We start from the raw sequence: 19392 nt of genomic DNA on the forward strand, positions 1-19392 counted from the left end.
ATCGCCCGTGTCTCTTTTTAAACAGTTACTTCTGGCAATCTCTCTCTTTATGATGGTTGTGTTCAGCGGCAATTTTATTGTGACGCTGGAGAGTTCTCGCAATCAGTCCAATAACCAACTCCTTTCACATGCCCAGGATGCCGCAACGGCGCTAGGCGTTTCGCTGACGCCCAACGTCAACGACCCGGCAATGATCGAGCTGATGGTCAGCTCCATTTTCGATAGCGGTTACTACAAAAAAATCCGCATCGTCGATCTGGCAAACGGCAAAATAATGCTTGAGCGTAGCGCGGTAGCGACAATTCCCGACGTTCCCGGTTGGTTCGTCGCTCTGGTGGATGTTACCCCGCAAACCGGTGAAGCAACGATTATGCGCGGCTGGCAGCAGGCAGCTCGCGTGGAAGTGACCAGCGATCCTATCTTTGCCGTGCAGCGTCTGTGGGACAATACCTTAGGCAATCTGTTGTGGATGCTGTCCTGTAGCCTTGCCTGCTTAATCGCCGGTATTCTGCTGCTGCGCAAACTGCTGCGCCCACTCAATTACATGGCAAAACAATCCGAAGCTATTACCCGTCGTGAGTTTCTGACACTCCACGAGTTACCCAAAACGCCGGAATTACGCCGCGTTGTAGGCGCCATGAATTTAATGGCAGCTAAGCTTAAATCGTTATTTGAAGAACAAGCTATCTACAGCGAACGCCTGCACAATGAAGCTTATCTCGACAGCCAGACCGGGGTAGCCAACCGCCGGGCATTCGATATGCAGCTCCAGGCGCGACTGAGTGATGCCGATACGGCACCAGGATATCTGATGCTGGTTCGCGTTCAGGATTTAGGTGGCCTGAATCAGCGCTTTGGCGGACCGCATACTGATAAGCTGTTGCTCAACATCGCCAACCTGCTGAACGCGCACAGAGAAAAGTATGCCCCTCTCGACAGCACGCTCGCTCGCATTCGCGGCGGTGAATTCGCCCTACTCTGCCCTGGCGTGACGCACGGAGAAATGCTGGAGCTGTGTAATTCATTGTCTCAGAAACTCACGGCCTTTTACGCTACTGGAATGTCAGACCAACAGCCGGTTGCCTATACCAGCATGGTGCCATTCAGCGCCGGAGAAAATGCCCAGTCATTGCTGATCCAGGCCGATCGCCTGCTGGTTGAAGCGGAAACACACACCAACCATCAGGTCGTTCCTACCACCGAAATACCTGCAGCTACAGAAGATCAGCATTTGTGGTTTGTTCGCCTGGAGCATGCGCTGACAAATCAACAGTTTCAGTTGGTTTATCAGCCGGTGGTTGATTGCCGCCAGCCGGACAAAATCCTGCATTACAAGGTACTGTCGCGCATTATTGATGAGCAGGGTAACGCCATTACCGCGGGGCGGTTCTTGCCGTGGATCCACCGCTTTGGCTGGAGTCATCGACTCGATAAAGTCATGTTGAAGCTCACATTGAACCAGTTGAAAACCGCGCCAGGAAAACTAGCGTTGAGTATTTCTGGCAGTTCTGTCGCCAGCGCGACCGCCATTGCAGACCTGCTCAATCCGTTACGGTACTCACCGAAATTAGCCAGCAAGCTGATTCTGGAACTGGATGAAAATCAGTTACCAGGCCCCCATCAGATGGCGGCATTTGTTAAAGCCGTAGGTCAGCATCGCTGCGCGCTGGGACTGCAACACTTCGGTAGCCGTTTCGATATGATCGGTCATCTGTCGCAATGGGGTCTTGCCTATCTGAAAATCGACAGCAGCTATATCCGCAAAATTGATGAGGAAAATGATAAGCGTTTGTTTATTGAAGTATTGTGCAGTGCCACGCGCAGTATTGATTTGCCGCTCATTGCCGAGCGAGTTGAAACGGAAGGTGAGCTTATGGTGCTGCAAGAATTAGGGATTGATGGTGCAATGGGGCAATTATTAGGTGAGCCCGCACCATTGTGATAAAACTGGCGTCTTGATACGCCTTTGTATAGCCGGATGGCGCTACGCTTATCCGGCCTACAAACTGCCTGCATCAGCTAAAATATACGATCATCGTTGCCAAGCAGTTGTTCTAACCCGCCAAGTTCCTGGCGCGCGTTCGCGCGATTCATTAATTTAACCTGCGCCATCGGCGGAAGATCGGTAATAGCAATCACGCCTTTACGGATCAACAGGTAAATCAAATCGTCGAGCACGCGAACCATCTCCAGGTCGCTTTTTTGCAGCATCGCTAAAGCCTGCTGGTTGTCATTTTCAGGACTTTTTGCCACGCCTTCTGTCTGCACGTTTGCAGCAGATGAATCAGAGTTCATATCAGTGCCTTTTCATTTCACATGACGCTGCTGCCCTGTTTACACGGGGCAGCAGGCAATCGTTAGTGAGTGTGGTTTTGATCGGGTTTAGCAATCAGGTGATCCAACGAGTAGGTCGGAGAATGCAGATCGCCGCTTGCCGGAGTAGACAGCGCGGTATCTATTCCATGCGCCACTTTTGCCGGACTGGCGATCAGGTGATGATCGCCGCCGCTTTGAATGTACTTCGCAATATCCACACCTTCATGCAGTTCACGCGCCAGATCGCTGAGATCGACTTTTTCGAGCACGCCCTTCGCCTTATCGTCTGCGCTGAGTACCGCTGTCGCCTGACCGTGTCCGGTCGCTGCTGGTGCATAAGACAGAGATAATGCGTTATCGTCGAACAGGTTATGCAGCGCATGCTGCATCGCAGCATGATTCCCTTTATCCACCGTATGCCCTTTCACTGGTGCAGGCTCGTCCATCGTCACGTTCAACGTTTGGCTATAAGGCGTAATATTACCGTGGTTATCATGCGCCTCGACCAATACGTTCACACGGTTATGACCGGCACGGAATGCGGAGGTATCGGCCTCAATGTCATAGGTCAACCCATTAATGCCCTGATGAAGAATGGCATCGTACTGATGACCATTTACCAGCGCTTTAATATGATCGCCATCATTCACATCACCGCTCACGCTGCCGGTAATATGCGTGACGGCATCGTGTGATTCGGCACGCGAGATGTGGTTATCACCGGCGATCTTATCTACCACGATACTGGCGTCAGCGTGTGTATCAAGGACGATGGTTTTGTGATCGCTCACATCGATTGTATTACCCGCGTCGTCGTGTAACGTCGTTTTCACATCAATATCATTGATACCTTCCTTCAGATATGCGCTCTGGACAGCAACCTGATAAACCGTTGATGATCCAGGTGCCAGCGTAGCCTTCATAAGGTGACCGTTGATATTCACTTCAACAACATCGGTAGAATGGGTATCCCCAGAGACCGTAAAGCGAATCACTGTGTCTGACTGCGATTCTTTCAGGTTAACGACGTTATCTGCTGCGATGCCGTCATTGATAGTAATCGCACCATCGGCATGAGTATCCAGCACCACGTTTTTCTGATCGTGCACGTCTAACGTATTCCCTGCGTCATCGTGTAACGTCGTTTTCACCTCAATCTTATTATCGCCCTCATTCAGATACGTTCCCGGAACCGCAACCTGATAAACCGTCGAGGAGCCAGGTACCAACGAAGCCTTCATGTTGTTGCCATTGACGCTAACATCAACGACATCGGTCGGGTGAGTGTCGCCGGAAACCGTAAATTTAATCACCGTGTCTGACTTCGATTCATTCAGGTTAACGACGTTGTCGCCTGCGATGTGGTCATTAATGGTAATTGCACCGTTGGCCTGCTCATCAACGGAATAGGTATGTGTCGATTTTGCGGTGAACGGGTTCCCCGGCGCGTCATGGCCGGTAAGCTCAACGTCAATAACTTTGTGCGCATCACTACGTAGAACCGCCGAATCCACGTCAATCTGATAGCCCAGACCGCCGCCGCTCAGGGTGATGACGCTCCCTTGATACTTATGCCCGCCGATGGTCAAGGTAACCGGATCATAAAGCTGCGCGTCACCGCCGACATGGCCGGTGATGGTCACCTTCTGCCCCGACAGCTCCTGGTGGTTGAGGACGTTATCCACCGTGATGCTGTCAATGTCGACGCTACCTGAAGCCACGCGGTCGATGAGGATCGTCTTATCGGTATCAATCTGCTGGCGGTTACCGGCATCGTCATGGGCGACGACATGGGCAGTAATATGCTGGTCATGAACCAAATCAACCGTACTGACTTCAACGCGGAACACCTTCTTACCGCCGCTGTCGGAGACTATCGCCGGCAGATCTTTGCCATTGACGGTGACGGTAACCTGATCGCCGACCTCAACGTCGCCGGTCACAGAACCGGTGATGATGGTGGTCGGTTTCCCGGCTTCAACGTTATTCAGCACGTCATCATTGGACACTGGGTCCAGGACAATTGTCGCATCCACGCGCTCGTCAATTATCACGATTTTGTCATACGTCGCAGTCTGGATATTGCCTGCCGTATCATGACCCGTCACGCTGACATGAATAGTCGGATCGGCCTGAAGATCCGTGGTACTCACGAATGCTTTATACCCCAACTGCCCGTTCATATGCGGCAGTTCAATGACAGTGGCCTCAACCTGGTTGCCATTAACGGTGATATAGACCTTGTCGTTTTTGTGTACGTCACCATCCACGGTACCGCTGACTTCAACCTTGCCAGCCTGAATCTCAGCGGCATTGATAACGTCGTCACCGCCCACGGTATTAACCGTTACCGCTGCCGATGCCGTGGTATCGACAGAAAACGCTTTGATGATACTGGTGTCCTGAACGTTGCCAGCCTTGTCGTGGCCGGTCACTTTAGCGTCGATGGTATGGTCAGCTACCAGGTCTGACGTATTTACATCAACTGTGTAGTGATTACTTGCATTAATAACGGCATTGTAATCATGACCATTGACCGTCAAGGTCACGTTTTCACCGGGTTTAACATCGCCGGAAACGGAACCACTCACCGTGGTCTTTGCTTGTCCAACTTCTTGCGAGTTCAGTACGTTATCAGTTGTGATGTTATCAATCGTAACGCCCGCATCAGCGTTGAGATCGACCTCAACGTGCTTCGACGTCGAATCAGTACCAGTGTTTCCGGCAGCATCGGTAGCGCTTACCGACGCGGTAATGTCCGGGTTATTACGCAGATCGTTTATGCTGACATCCTGCGACCAGACCCATCCCGTGGTGCCTGCATGTACCACAGCGGTTAAAGTATTACCATTCACCTGCAGCGAGACTACGCTACCGTCATGGATGCCTTCGCCGCTGACCGTACCGCTGATCGTTGTTGTGCCGCTTTTCGCTTCCGAACCATTGATAACGTCATCACCGGCGACATTGTCCATGGTGATGTGGACTGGGTTATCGATATCGACCTGAATGGTTTTCAGCACGCTCGAGGTGTCGCTACCCGCGGAGTTACTGACGGTAATTGATACCTCAAATGTCGGGTGCGCCTTAAGTACGTCGGTAGGAACATCAACCTGATAGCCTAATTCACCCGGCAGGCCAGGAATCGCGATCATTTTGCCAGGGTATTGATTGCCGTTAATGGTGACAATAACCGTATCATTGACGCTTACATCCCCAGTTATCAGACCACGAATCGGCGTAGTGGATTTACCCTCTTCAACTTGGTTGATTACATCATCGCCCGTCACCGGATCGACGGTGAGGTGGACATGCGGTTTCTGTGGTAGCGAGGTTCCTGTGCCGGTTGTAGATGTAGTGATTGGCGTCAAATTGGTATTAAAACTGCTACCGCCAGCAACAGGAATTTGTGCTACCCAAGGTAGGTCATAATATTGATGTGCCACCGCCATAGCGACATTGCCATGATTGTCGTGGCCAATGACAGTTACAGTAATATTGCCGTCATCATCCCAATAATCAGTGCTAATGTTCAGTGTGTATCCCAGCTTCCCATCCGGTAAGGTGATAACGGTGGTGTCCAATCTGTTTCCATGACCTACGTCAATATGGATAAGATCGCCGAATTGCGCATCATGATCAACATGTCCCACAACCGTCACATAATCAGGTCTGGCTCCAGCAGCAAGGTCTTGCGGAACCCAGTTTTTAGCTGAGTCAATAGTGATGCCAATCTGAGCAACGGTATCAATCTCCACCGGCCTAGCATCATGCCCGTACGCAACGTTGCCAGCCGCATCCTTTGCCGTCACCTCGGCATGGATATTCGGATCCATCAGCAGATCGAGCGTTGAAACCTGAGTGCTAAACACGTGCTGACCGTTGCTGCCATCCTGCACCGGGGCATAGTAGGTCTGATGGTTGATGGTCAGTTCAACCAGATCCCCCACTCGTACATCGCCACCCACGGTACCGGTCACGGTGGTCTGCGGGTTATGCGCATCTTTGTAGCTGATAACATCATCATGATGATCCGTTACCAGCGGGTCGATATTGACGATAGCCTCAGCGTGATCGTCGATGGTCACCGTGCTTGTCGCATCCGCCGTCGCGGTATTCCCTGCGGCATCATGGGTGGTAATCGTCGCCGTGATATTCGGGTCGTTTTTCAGCCACTGAGTATCCACCTCGACGCTATAGCCCAGCGTCCCCAGCTTCGGCAGTTCGACCACCGTCGCATCAACCGTATTGCCGTCAATTACCAAGTGAACGATATTTCCCTTGTGCGCGTCGCCGCCCACCGTGCCGCTGATGATCGTTTTCGGTGCCTGCAGTTCAGTACCGTTCAGAACGTTATCACCCGTCACGCGATCGATGGTGATCGCAGCAAAAGCCCGGTCGTCCAGATTAACGTCATGGTGCGCCACCACGTGCGCATGGTTCTTCGCCGCATCGGTAACGTCCATGGTGACTTCAATATGCGGGTTGGCGACCAGATCGGCGGTATTGACGATAATACGGTAGCCCAGATGGCCATTGATATCGTCCACCGAACCTTTATAAGTGACGCCGTTGATGGTCATGACCAGCGGGTCGCCTTTTTGAACTTCGCCGGTCACGGTGCCGCTCACAACCGTAGTGGTCTGATGCTGCTCGTCATAATTCAGCGTGTTGTCTGGCGTAACGTCGTCGATTGTAATCGTCGCGTCGATGCGGGTATCGATCACCACCGTGGTCTCAGCATTGGCCGTCGCCGGGTTGCCCGCAACATCGGTGGTGCTAACGGTGGCCGTTAAATGCGGATCGGACAGCAGATCGGCGGTACTGACTTTGATGCTATACCCGAGATGACCGCCCTGATCGCTGACTTTCCCGGTCAGGGTATGACCATTCACGGTAAGGTAAACGGTATCATTGGCGTGCACATCGCCGCCGACTCTGCCGGTCACATAGGTGAACGGCTGGCGGGATTCATCGCCGTTGACCATATTGTCGCCGGTAACAGGATCGATAGTCAGCAGCGCTTTCGCGTGCAAATCTACCGCCATATCCTGCGTGGCTTCGGCTTTCTGCTGGTTGCCAACATTATCGACCCCAACCACCTGCGCAACGATATGCGGATCTTTCACCAGATCGCCCGTCAGCACATCCAGCTTATAGCCCAGCGCATTATTGTGCTCCGGGAGTTTCTGTACCGTTGCGTCGTAGTGGTGACCATTGACGGTAACAATCACTTTATCGCCCATGTGCACATCACCAGAAACGGTACCCATCACTTCGGTGGTGTGTTTTGTGGACTCGGCGCCGTTAATCATATTGTCGCCCGCCACGGTATCAATGGTAATCCCTGCCTGGGCGTGGTTATCAATTTTTACTGTATGCGTCGTGGACTTGACAACTTCGTTCCCCACGGCATCGTGCGACGTTACGGTAGCCTTGAAGGTGACATCTTTGTCCTGGTTGCTCTGGTTGTCGCTAAAGTCAGAGGACAGAACCGGGATTTGATACCCCAATTGACCGTTGCCCAGAACGATAACCTTGCCGGTATAGGTGTTACCGTTAATCTCAACGCACACATCATCGTCAACCTGGGCGTCTTTACCCACGACGCCGCTAACCAACTGCCAGGTCTTGTCCAACTCGAAATGGTTGAGTACGTTATCATCCGTCACCGGATCAATCGTAATCGTCGCTTCCGCGTGCAGATCGATATGCACCATATGGTCGTGCGTTACCGTTGACGGGTTACCGTGTTCATCGACGGTTGAAATGGAGACATGGACCTTCTGGTCGCTGCCATCTTTCAGATTATCGGTGCTGACTTCAATGCTGTAGCCCAGCGAGTGGTTAGAGAGTTCAATAACCTTGCCGCTATAGGTTTTGCCATTGAAGGTTAAGGTGACAACATCGTCTTTCTGCGCATCGCCGCCAACCGGCCCCGTGATGATCGTCTTATGCAGGTCGGACTCGGCTTTACTGATAATGTCATCACTTGCGACGGTATCGATGCCGATAGAGGCGCTGGCATCCAGATCCAGACCCACGGTACGATCCGCGGTTGCCGTGGTTTCGTTACCATGACTATCCGTGGTGTGAATGCTCGCATGAATCACCGGATCGTTGACCAGGTTCTGGGTGTCCACCGGGATATGATAGCCGAGGCCACCGTTCGCCAGCTTCTCCACCGTGCCTGAGTAGTGCTGACCATTAATCACCAGCTCAGCGGTATCGTACTCTTTCGCATCGCCGCTTACCGTGCCGCTGATGGTGGTCTTACCGTTATGGTCCGTCGATTCTTTGATGTTGATGAAGTTATCATCCGTCACGCCATCAATGGTGATATGCGATTGGGTGTACATATCAGCGCTAATGGTTTTCGTCGCAGAATGCGTGACGCTGTTCCCTGCCGCATCGCTGGAGGTGACCGAAATGGTAATTTCCGGATGACTCATCAGCATATGGGTATTCATCGGGAAGCTATAGCCCAGCTTGCCGCCCGCCAGCGTGACAACAACGCCTTGCATCACCGGGACGCCATCCAGCTGCAACTCCACCACATCCCCGGCCGCCGCATCCACGCCGGTGACGGTACCGGCGATCTGCGTGATACCGCCGTTTGCGGAAAACTCCTTGATATTAATAACGTCATCACCGGCAATGGTACCAATATGCACCTGGTTTACCGCAAAGTTGTCGATATGCACGCTGTGGTTGCTGATCGCCGTCACTTCGTTGCCTACCGCATCATGCGAGACAACCGTCGCCTTGATGTTGACGTTTTTATCCTGGTGGCCCTGGTTGTTGCTGAACGCCGACGAGTCGACCGGGATTTGGTAGCCCAGTTGACCGTTATTCAGCGTAATGACTTCCCCCTTAAACGTGTGGCCATTGATCTCAAGGCTGACAACGTCGTGAAGCTTCGCATCACCATCGACGGTGCCGGTGATGAGTTGCTGAGCCATATTCAGTTCGCTATGGTTCAGGGTGTTATCGGCGGTCACCTTATCAATCGTAATGCTCGCTTCCGCGTGCAGATCGATATGCACCATATGGTCGTGCGTTACCGTTGACGGGTTACCGTGTTCATCGACGGTTGAAATGGAGACATGGACCTTCTGGTCGCTGCCATCTTTCAGATTATCGGTGCTGACTTCAATGCTGTAACCCAGCGAATGGTCAGGCAGTTCAAAGACCTTGCCGCTATAGGTTTTGCCATTGAAGGTTAAGGTGACAACATCGTCTTTCTGCGCATCGCCGCCAACTGGCCCCGTGATGATCGTCTTATGCAGGTTGGACTCGGCTTTACTGATAATGTCATCACTTGCGACGGTATCGATGCCGATAGAGGCGCTGGCGTCCAGATCCAGCCCAACGTGGTGTTTCGTCACCGCCGTCATTTCGTTGCCATGCTCGTCCGTGGTATGGATGCTGGCATGAATCACCGGGTTGTTGACCAGGTTCTGGGTATCCACCGGGATATGGTAGACCAGATTGCCGTTCGCCAGCTTCTCCACTTCCCCCGAATAGTGTTGACCATTAATCACCAGCTGAACGGTGTCATGCTCTTTTGCATCTCCGCTCACCGTGCCACTGATGGTGGTCTTGCCGTGATTGTCCGTCGATTCCTTGATGTTGATAAAGTTATCAGCCGTCACGTCATCAATGGTGATATACGACTGTGTATACAGATCGGCGCTGATGGTTTTGGTTTCAGAATGCGTGACGCTGTTCCCTGCCGGATCCGTAGAGGTAACAGAAACCGTAAATTCCGGATGAGTTACCAGCTTATGGCTATTTACCGGGATGCTATAGCCCAGTCCACCGCCCGCCAGCGCGATAACCACACTGTGAATCACCTCGCCGCCCTTCAGTGCCAGGGTAACCGCATCCCCCATCTTCGCATCCACGCCGGTTACGGTACCGGCGATCTGCGTAAAGCCGCCGTTCGCGGAAAACTCCTTAATATTAATAAGGTCATCACCCGCGACGGTGTCGATATGTACCGTGTTTTCCGCGAAGTTGTCGAGATGCACGTCGTGGCTGCTGGTGGCAATCGCCAGGTTGCCCGCCGTATCGTGAGACGTGACGCTGACATGGACCGTCGCCTCTTTCAGCACATGACCCTGGTTATCGGAGAACGCGTCCGAATCCACCTCGATGCGATAACCGAGGGTATTTTTCCCGGTATCAATCACCTGGCCGTGATACTGGTGGCCGTTAATTTCCACCAGCACCGGGTCGCCCGCTTTCGCGTCTTCCCCGCGCACGTTTCCGGTAATCGTCTGCTTCGCCGCCGACAGCTCAGTAAAGTTCAGGGTGTTGTCGGCAGTGACATCATGAATATTGACGGTGTTATGCGCTTTAGTGTCCAGCACCACGGTACGGTGCGCCAGCGCGGTCACTTCATTACCCACCGCATCGTGGCTGACCAGCGTCACCACCACCGCATTTTTACCTTCCTTCAGCGTGCCGACCGGCACCGCCACTTCGTAGCGCAGTTCGCCGTTATCATCGACCACCGTTCCGGTAAAACTCTGCCCCCGCACGCTGACGGTAACGGTATCCCCCGCTTTGGCATCGCCGCCTGCCACGCCGCTTATCAGCGTGGTCATGCGGTTTTCAATGGCGTTGACCACATTGTCGTTCGCGACGGTATCGATATGTACCGTGTTTTCCGCGAAGTTGTCGAGATGCACGTCGTGGCTGCTGGTGGCAATCGCTAGGTTGCCCGCCGCATCGTGGGAGGTGACGCTGACATGGACCGTCGCCTCTTTCAGCACATGACCGACGTTGTCAGAGAACGCCGCAGAATCCACCTCGATGCGATAACCGAGGGTATTTTTCCCGGTATCAATCACCTGGCCGTGATACCGGTGGCCGTTAATCTCCACCTGCACCGGGTCGCCCGCTTTCGCGTCTTCCCCGCGCACGTTTCCGGTAATCGTCTGCTTCGCCGCCGACAGCTCCGTGAAATTCAGGGTGTTGTCGGCAGTGACATCATGAATATTGACGGTGTTATGCGCTTTAGTGTCCAGCACCACGGTACGGTGCGCCAGCGCGGTCACTTCGTTACCCACCGCATCGTGGCTGACCAGCGTCACCACCACCGCATTTTTACCTTCATGCAGCGTGCCGACCGGCACCGCCACTTCGTAGCGCAGTTCGCCGTTATCATCAACCACCGTTCCGGTAAAATTCTGCCCCTGTACACTGACGGTAACGGTATCCCCCGCTTTGGCATCGCCGCCTGCCATGCCGCTTATCAGTGTGGTCATGCGGTTTTCAATGGCGTTGACCACATTGTCGTTCGCGACGGTGTCGATATGTACCGTGTTTTCCGCGAAGTTGTCGACATGCACGCTGTGGGTGTCGGTGGCAATCGCCAGGTTGCCCGCCGCATCGTGAGAGGTGACCGTTACCTTCACGTCCATATAACCATCGACTTTTGCAACGTTGTTGGCAAAATCGGCAGCGTTCACCGCAATACGATAGCCCAGCGTGCTATTGCCGAGATCGATGATCTGACCGTTGTACTGGTGGCCATTGATCTCTACCAGCACCGGGTCGCCCGCTTTCGCGTCTTCCCCGCTGACGGTTCCGGAAATCACCTGGTTACGCATATACAGCTCTGCACGATTCAGGGTGTTATCTGTCGTGACATCATCAATCGTGAGGTCGTTATGTGCCTGGGTGTCCAGTACCACGGTGCGGTGCGTCACGGCAGTGGCTTCATTGCCTACCGCGTCATGGCTTACCAGCGTCACCTGCACATCGTTAGCCCCCTCGTTGAGGGTTGCGGAAGGCACAACGATTTCATAGCGTAGCTGGCCATGATCGTCGAAAACCGTGCCGTGAAACGCTTTGCCCTGAATGGTCAACGTGACCGGATCACCCGCTTTCGCATCACCGCTGGCAATGCCAGAAATAATGGTCGGCATACGAAACTCATTAGCGTTGACGACATCATCATTCGCCACCGTTTCAATGGTCACGGCATTTTGCGCATACAGGTCGTTATCGACATGATGATCCGTGGAAACAATGGTGGTATTTCCTGCGTCGTCAGTAGAGGTTAACGTGGCGTGGATGTTCGGGTCATGCAGTAACCCCTGGGTCAGTACCGGGATGGTATAAGTCAGAGTCCCATTTCCGGGGTCGGTAACAACACCGGTATATTCTTTACCATCAACCAATAAAGTAACGATATCGCCGGGTTTAGTGTCGCCGCCGACCGACCCGTGGATCAGGGTTTGCGGCTGACGTGACTCTTCGTAGTTAATGAGGTTATCCGGCGTGACGTTATCAACGGTAATGTCGATGTGTGGTCCGGTAATATCAATCAGCGCATGATCAAAACTTTCTGCCGTCCGTCCCGTCACATCGGTGGCTATTGCCACCACTGTTACATTTCCCGGGACCAGTCCCCCCAGATCGGTATCAATATTCCAGTGCCCGTTGCTCACCGGGACAGTAACGGTGAATGTATTTTTTTGGCTATCGGTGAAGGTGAGTGTGATGTGATTTTGATTACTGGTGCCGCTTAAATGGGTCTGATGGAATTCGCTTTTGTTAATGAAACCGTCGTTGCCGGCAAACTCGGTAATTTGTACCTCAGGCGGGAAAACACTCGCGGAACCTGCGGTAACTCCCCCTATCGGCAGATTGATATCCCAGTTCGGGCTTCCCAGACCTTTGGTGTTAAAACCTGCTGTCGGATCAACCACCTGCCCGGTCAATTCAAGCTGAACCAGAGTGTGCCCCCCGCCGCCACCTTCTAATGTTACCGGTGCTTCATTACCCGCCGCGGTGGCTTCCAGCACCTGCGTCGGGTCAGCGCCATCGGCAATGGCCTTTTGTGCGGCGGCAATATCCTGAGCACTACTTTCCGGATGATGGCTGACCTGTAGCCCGTGCTCACCCCAATGGCTATTACGGCCTATATCCAGCGTTTTTCCGTCTGGTAAAGAGATACTTACCGCGCCGCTGGCACCGGTCACAATTTCTTCACCGCTATATACCCTGTCGCCTTCATGAACCAGTCGTTGTGCACCATTGGCATCAACTACGTAAACCTGTCCAATAATTGCTTTGATCACACCGAGTAATTTGCTCACCGTAACCTCACTTAATTACCATCATTATTTTTATAAACTCGTTAATATATTAACGAACAAATATCACATTCAATTAATGTAAACATTAATATCTCAATGTAGAAAAAAACACATTTTATAGAATGCAATTACATGAGACTTGACTGGCAAATGAATATAATAAAAAATAACCAAAAATAAAACACGATGTGACAAAACATGTCGCTGAATAGCTGATTACAGTCATCAATTAAGACAATTCATATTTGTTAATTAATATAACGTGTTTGTAAAAATGGATGATAGCGACGACATCTGGATGTCATAACCGTGAGATATAGGGCATTCATGTCATGAAGAAGTTTTTAGTTTTTCTGCTTTCATGTTTTTCAATAAATGCAGTAAACGCAGAAGACTTACAAAATACCGTTAAAGATGCATTAGCGAATCATCCTGAAGTTAATGCTGCAATAAATAGCCGTTATTCCTCGGAGCAAGATCTGCGGGCGGCACAAGGTGGCTATTTGCCATCACTGAATTTAAATGCCGAGGCCGGGCGCAAAAATGTTGATGATGCAACTACCCGCGCTGCAGGACGCAATAACGGTCTGACTCAATCACCTAACGAGGCGACTATCAGCCTCGAGCAGAATGTGTTTAACGGCTTTGCGACCAACAGCGAAGTGGCGCGACAAAAAGCGACCGTTGACTCACGCGCCTATGGTGTGATGAACACCAGTGAAAGCACCGCTTATGCGGTGATTCAGGCCTATTTCGACGTGCTGCAACGCGAAGAGTTTGTTCGCCTTGCTGAAGACGATCTGGCGAACCACGAGCGCATTTACGACCAGATAAAACTGCGTACCGATCAGGGCGTTGGGCGCTCCGGGGATTTTATGCAGGCCGAAGCGCGTCTGGCGCAGGCGCGAAACAACCTGCTGACCGAGCAGACTAACCTTGAAGATGCGAAAACCACCTTTATCAGCGTGACGGGCATGGATCCGCAGGGCTTAAGCCAGCCAGAGAGCATTGACTCTCAGCTGCCAACCTCGCTGGAAGATGCCAAAAGTCGGATGGAAAAAAATAATCCATTACTGAAGTCTGCCAATGCGGATATCGAAGCTGCGCACCAGCAGTATGAAGCGTCGAAATCCACCTTCTATCCACGTGTGGACGTTGAGCTTTCCCGAGGGATTAGCAACAACACCGATACCACCAGCGCACACACCGAAGAGTGGGAAGCGATGGTCAAACTGCATTACAACCTGTACCAGGGCGGCAGCGACAAAGCCAACATGAACTCCCGCGCTTATCTGCACAAGCAGGCTCAGGATGTACGTAATAACACACTGCGCCAGCTGAATCAGGAGCTGCGCCTGGCCTGGACCGCACTGCAAAACGCACGCGCTCAGATTCCTTCGGCGGAAAAATACGCTGACCGCAGCGTCAAAGTACGCACGGCTTATCAGGATCAATTTAGTCTTGGCGAGCGTACGCTGCTGGATTTACTCGATAGTGAAAATGAAGTGTTCTCCTCTAAACGCCGTCTTGTTGAATTACGTTATCTGGCCATGACCAGTGGCTACCGTATTAGCGAACGCACCGGGGAATTAATGAACATTCTAAAAATCACACCGCCGCCTTCAGGACAACCGGTAGATTCAGCAGAAGAAAATAGCTTACCGGAACTTCATTAATAATTATTAATCCCCAATAAATCTCTGACCTGCACGCTTATAATTAGCTTGCTATTATTTAACCGTGCACGGTCAGAATGGTTGCGAAAATGAGTGCACAAGCCGAATTATTAAATGACGTCCCTGAGAATTACGCTAACCCTAATTCTCAACATCACGACCCACGTAGCCATAATGACGACCCGTTATTAGATAGCTTACTGATTCTGTGTTTTCTGCACGGTAAACCGGCGAGTCGTTCAACATTAAGCAGTGGCCTGCCATTAGAAAACGATCGGCTCACGCTGAATATATTCCCACGCGCGGCGGCAAGGGCCGGTTTAAAGGCGCGAGTCGTCACGCGCACGCTCGATAAAATTCCGGCAATGTCTCTGCCTGCTGTCTTGTTATTGAATGCAGGGGGAACCGGGGTGTTGTTGGCCTGGAACGATGACGGTAGCGCCCGTTTTATGCCCAGCGAAAGCGAAGGTGGGGAAATTTGCGTTGATGCTGCCACGCTTGAGCAAAACTATGCGGGCAAAGTCATTTTTGCGCATCCGCGCCACGAATTCGATTTGCAGGCAGAGGCCTTTTTGCCGCGCACCAAATCCTGGTTTAAAGACACGCTGAAGCTGTCGCGTTTTCTGTATATGGATGCGGTATTGGCCAGTCTGTTAATCAACCTGATTGCGCTCGGCACACCGCTCTTTACCATGAATGTGTATGACCGCGTCGTGCCAAACCAGGCAACGGTCACATTATGGGTGCTGGCAGTCGGCATCTGCCTGGCTTTTGTCTTTGATCTGATTTTAAAAATGCTGCGCGGTATCTGCCTTGATATTGCAGGTAAGAAAAGCGATCTCATCATCTCTTCGACCCTGTTTGAGCGCATTGTCGGTATGGAGATGAAAGAGCGCCCGGCACGCGTGGGCAGCTTTGCACAAAACATTCACGAGTTTCAGTCACTGCGTGATTTCCTCTCATCCCTCACTTTGACGACGATTATCGATTTGCCCTTCACCCTGTTACTGCTGATTGTTATTGGCATTATCGGCGGCGCGCTGGCATGGATCCCGGTACTGACATTACCGATTGCCCTATTGTGCAGTTGGGCACTACAAAAGCCGGTCAACGCTGCTGTGGCAAAAACCATGAGCCTCGCCAGCGAACGTCAGGCACTACTGATTGAAACCCTGAGCAGTCTGGATGCTATCAAAGTGAATAATGCCCAAAGCGAACGCCAGTTCCAGTGGGAACAAACGCTGGGCAGCCTGAGCCGTCTCGAACTGCGGGTGAAAACCTTGTCCAGCCTGGCCAGCAACCTTACCGGCTGGTTCCAGCAAATTTCAGGCGTGGTGATGATCATCGTCGGGGTGTACATGATTATCGACGGCAAACTGAGTATGGGTGGCTTGATCGCCTGCTACATGCTTAACGGCCGGGCACTCATGCCGCTGGGTCAGCTCACCGGCCTTATCGCCCGCTATCAGCAGGCGAAACTGACCATCAAAAACACTGAGAAAATGATGTCGCTGACGCAGGAGCGCCGTGCGGATGAAAACCCGCTCAAGCGTGAACAGTTACAGGGCAGCATTGAATTTCGCGATGTGGATTTCAGCTACCCGGAGCAACAAAACCTGTCGCTGCACAAAATTAACCTGACCATTCAGCCCGGTGAGCGCATCGGCATTATCGGGCGCAGCGGTTCCGGTAAAAGTTCACTGAGTAAACTTATCGTCAATTTATACCAGCCGAGCGCCGGGAACCTGCTGATCGATGGTATCGACTCTCGCCAGCTGGATGTGAACGATCTGCGCCACAGCATCGGCTACGTGCCACAGGACATCCAGCTATTCAACGGCACGCTGCGCGATAACCTGCTGTGCGGAGCGCGCTATGTCGATGACGAAACCATGCTGCGAGCGGCAGAACTGGCTGGCGTCAACGAATTCGCACGCCTGCATCCCGACGGCTATAACCTGCAGGTCGGCGAACGCGGCTCCCAGCTTTCCGGCGGGCAACGGCAGGCGGTGGCACTCGCGCGTGCACTGTTGCTTGATCCCCCTCTCCTGCTACTGGATGAACCCACCAGTTCAATGGACAACACCAGCGAAGAGAAGATCAAACTCGCGCTGGCCCCCTGTATTGCGGGAAAAACGTTATTACTGGTCACGCACCGCGCTTCCATGCTGTCGCTGGTTGACCGTCTGATTATTGTTGATAAAGGTCGCATCATCGCAGACGGTCCGAAAGGGGTAGTGATGGATGCGTTGAAAAAGGGGCAAATTAATGCGTCTCGCTGATCTCCTGACTCGTGCCCGCAGTCACATGCAGCACTATTTTCGCGGTCGTGATGAAAATCAAACCGACAGTATTAATGAGGTTAGCCAGGCCATAATTGATGACGCCCCAAGAGTGATACGACTGACGTTGTGGGTGATCCTCGCGCTGGTGGTGCTGTCCTTCATCTGGGCTGGTTTTGCAAAAATTGATGAAGTGACACGCGGTGAAGGCAAAGCGATCCCTTCATCAAAACTGCAAAAAATCCAGAACCTGGAAGGGGGAATTGTCACCGAGCTGTACGTGCATGAAGGGCAAATCGTTAACGCCGGAACTCCACTACTGCACCTAGATGACACGCGCTTCGCCTCCAACGTGGGTGAAACTGAAGCCGACAAACTCGGTCTGCGCGCCAAGGTAGAACGCCTGACGGCGGAAGTTGAAAACCGGGACTTTGTGATTTCACCCGAGATAGCCAGCCAGGCGCCGGAAGTCGCCCGGGGAGAAACCGAGCTGTACAACAGCCGTCGGGAACAATTTCACAACGAAATTTCCGGGCTCGAAGAACAGCTGGTGCAGAAAAAACAGGAGCTGCGCGACTTTGAGTCAAAGGAGGATCAGTTTAAGCACAGCCTCGGGTTAATCCGTCAGGAAATCAAAATGTCCGAGCCGCTGCTCGCTTCAGGCGCCATTTCAAAAGTCGAACTGCTGCGCCTGCGTCGTACCGAGGTGGAAACCGCCGGGCAGCTCAATTCTATTAGCCTGTCGCTCCCCAAGGCTACGTCAGAAATTAAAGAGATTGAGAATAAAATCGGTGAAAGCCGTGGCCGTTTCCAGAGCGATGCGCTGGCCCAACTCAATGAAGCTCGCACTAATCTGAGTAAAACCCAGGCAAGCGTTAAAGCACTGGAGGATCGGGTGAACCGTACCATGGTCACCTCACCGGTGCGGGGTATCGTCCAGCAGGTGATGGTGAATACTATCGGCGGCGTCATTCAACCGGGCAGCGATCTGGTGGAAATCGTTCCGCTGGATGACAAACTGTTAATCGAAGCCAAAATCCAGCCGCGCGATATCGCCTTCCTCCATCCGGGTCAACATGCGATGGTGAAATTTACCGCTTACGATTACACCATCTATGGCGGTCTGCAAGGCGAAGTAGTGCAGATAAGCCCGGACACCGTTACCGATAAGCAGGGGCGAAGCTTTTATATTGTGCGTTTGCAGACGGACAAAAATTACCTGGGAACAAAAGAGCATCCGATGCTGATCATTCCCGGCATGGTGGCGAGCGTCGATATTCTCACCGGCAAGAAAACGATTCTGAGCTACCTGTTAAAACCGATTATTCGCGCACGCGCGGAAGCACTCAGAGAACGTTGATCGGTTGCGCTCCCTTACATTTTGCCGGGGAGCGCATGAATTTATAACGGCGTGCAAAAAGAGAGCTTTCCACGATTCAGGGTGATTTTCCCGTCATTAACCAGCTCCTGTAACACCTTATGGATAGCACTACGTGAAATATGGTTACGGGTCAAAATAAAAGTATACACGGATGTTTTCTCGCGAACCTCTGGTTCCATCGACCAGATATATTTTACGTGTTCAATAACCTGCTCACGAATAGTACGGTGCGACTGCAACGCTTCACGCTGAAAATAACGTTGAAGATGATGCGTTAAGATATCAAACGCCTGCTTCCATAAGTTTTTGGTCGTAAACAGGTGATCGGCATTTTGGACGCTCATCGCCCACATTTCACAATCGGTATCACAACGCAAATAGTGGCCAGCCACTTCCGTACGCATTTGTGGCAGGCCGAGAATAGCAGGTGCAGAAATACTCACCGTGACTAAATCGTTTTCCACACGATAAACAGAGACAGTCCCTTTCTCCAGAAATAAGATTTGTCCATCGGTCTTCAAATCAATACGCTGACGTTTTTTACGTAACGACAGCCAGGCATTATCCGACTTCTTCATTTCATCGCCAACGAGCACTACAGCATTTTCAATTTCTTTCTGGAA

General features: G+C 52.1%; 7 protein-coding genes. 4 read left to right on the top strand and 3 right to left on the bottom strand.

Annotation, left to right across the window (positions count from 1 at the left end; genetic code table 11):
- Nucleotides 1–7 precede the first annotated feature (7 nt).
- Nucleotides 8–1942 carry a cyclic di-GMP receptor LapD gene (lapD, locus tag ACHHZ7_RS04970; RefSeq protein ID WP_060683325.1) on the top strand — a complete coding sequence of 645 codons (1935 nt, stop codon included), beginning with the start codon at nt 8–10 and terminating at the stop codon, nt 1940–1942.
- A 77-nt stretch (nt 1943–2019) separates the two neighbouring features.
- Here the strand turns inward: lapD and ACHHZ7_RS04975 are convergent, their stop codons facing one another.
- Together ACHHZ7_RS04975 and ACHHZ7_RS04980 are read right to left on the bottom strand one after the other, a co-directional pair.
- Nucleotides 2020–2295, bottom strand: a complete 276-nt coding sequence (locus ACHHZ7_RS04975; RefSeq protein WP_008785658.1) for a hypothetical protein — start codon at nt 2293–2295, stop codon at nt 2020–2022.
- 62 nt (nt 2296–2357) lie between these two features.
- The gene (locus tag ACHHZ7_RS04980; RefSeq protein WP_395148701.1) at nt 2358–13430 is read right to left on the bottom strand and encodes a retention module-containing protein; all 11073 of its coding nucleotides are present in this window, start codon (nt 13428–13430) and stop codon (nt 2358–2360) included.
- 332 nt (nt 13431–13762) lie between these two features.
- Between ACHHZ7_RS04980 and ACHHZ7_RS04985 the strand changes: the two genes are divergently transcribed.
- The 3 genes from ACHHZ7_RS04985 (at nt 13763) to ACHHZ7_RS04995 (ending at nt 18748) form a co-directional block, all read left to right on the top strand.
- A complete protein-coding gene (locus ACHHZ7_RS04985) occupies nt 13763–15106 on the top strand; it encodes a TolC family outer membrane protein (protein WP_032944790.1) in 1344 nt (447 codons plus the stop codon).
- 89 nt (nt 15107–15195) lie between these two features.
- Nucleotides 15196–17388 carry a type I secretion system permease/ATPase gene (locus tag ACHHZ7_RS04990; RefSeq protein ID WP_050592545.1) on the top strand — a complete coding sequence of 731 codons (2193 nt, stop codon included), beginning with the start codon at nt 15196–15198 and terminating at the stop codon, nt 17386–17388.
- A complete protein-coding gene (locus ACHHZ7_RS04995) occupies nt 17375–18748 on the top strand; it encodes an HlyD family type I secretion periplasmic adaptor subunit (RefSeq protein WP_032944793.1) in 1374 nt (457 codons plus the stop codon). The genes ACHHZ7_RS04990 and ACHHZ7_RS04995 overlap by 14 nt, the downstream gene beginning before the upstream one ends.
- A gap of 41 nt (nt 18749–18789) precedes the next feature.
- On the opposite strand, the gene ACHHZ7_RS05000 is transcribed toward ACHHZ7_RS04995, so the two are convergent.
- A complete protein-coding gene (locus tag ACHHZ7_RS05000; protein ID WP_225623030.1) occupies nt 18790–19347 on the bottom strand; it encodes a helix-turn-helix domain-containing protein in 558 nt (185 codons plus the stop codon).
- Nucleotides 19348–19392 lie beyond the last annotated feature (45 nt).

It is taken from the genome of Citrobacter freundii complex sp. 2024EL-00216 (assembly GCF_043945515.1).
In the GTDB taxonomy this organism is placed as follows: domain Bacteria; phylum Pseudomonadota; class Gammaproteobacteria; order Enterobacterales; family Enterobacteriaceae; genus Citrobacter; species Citrobacter portucalensis.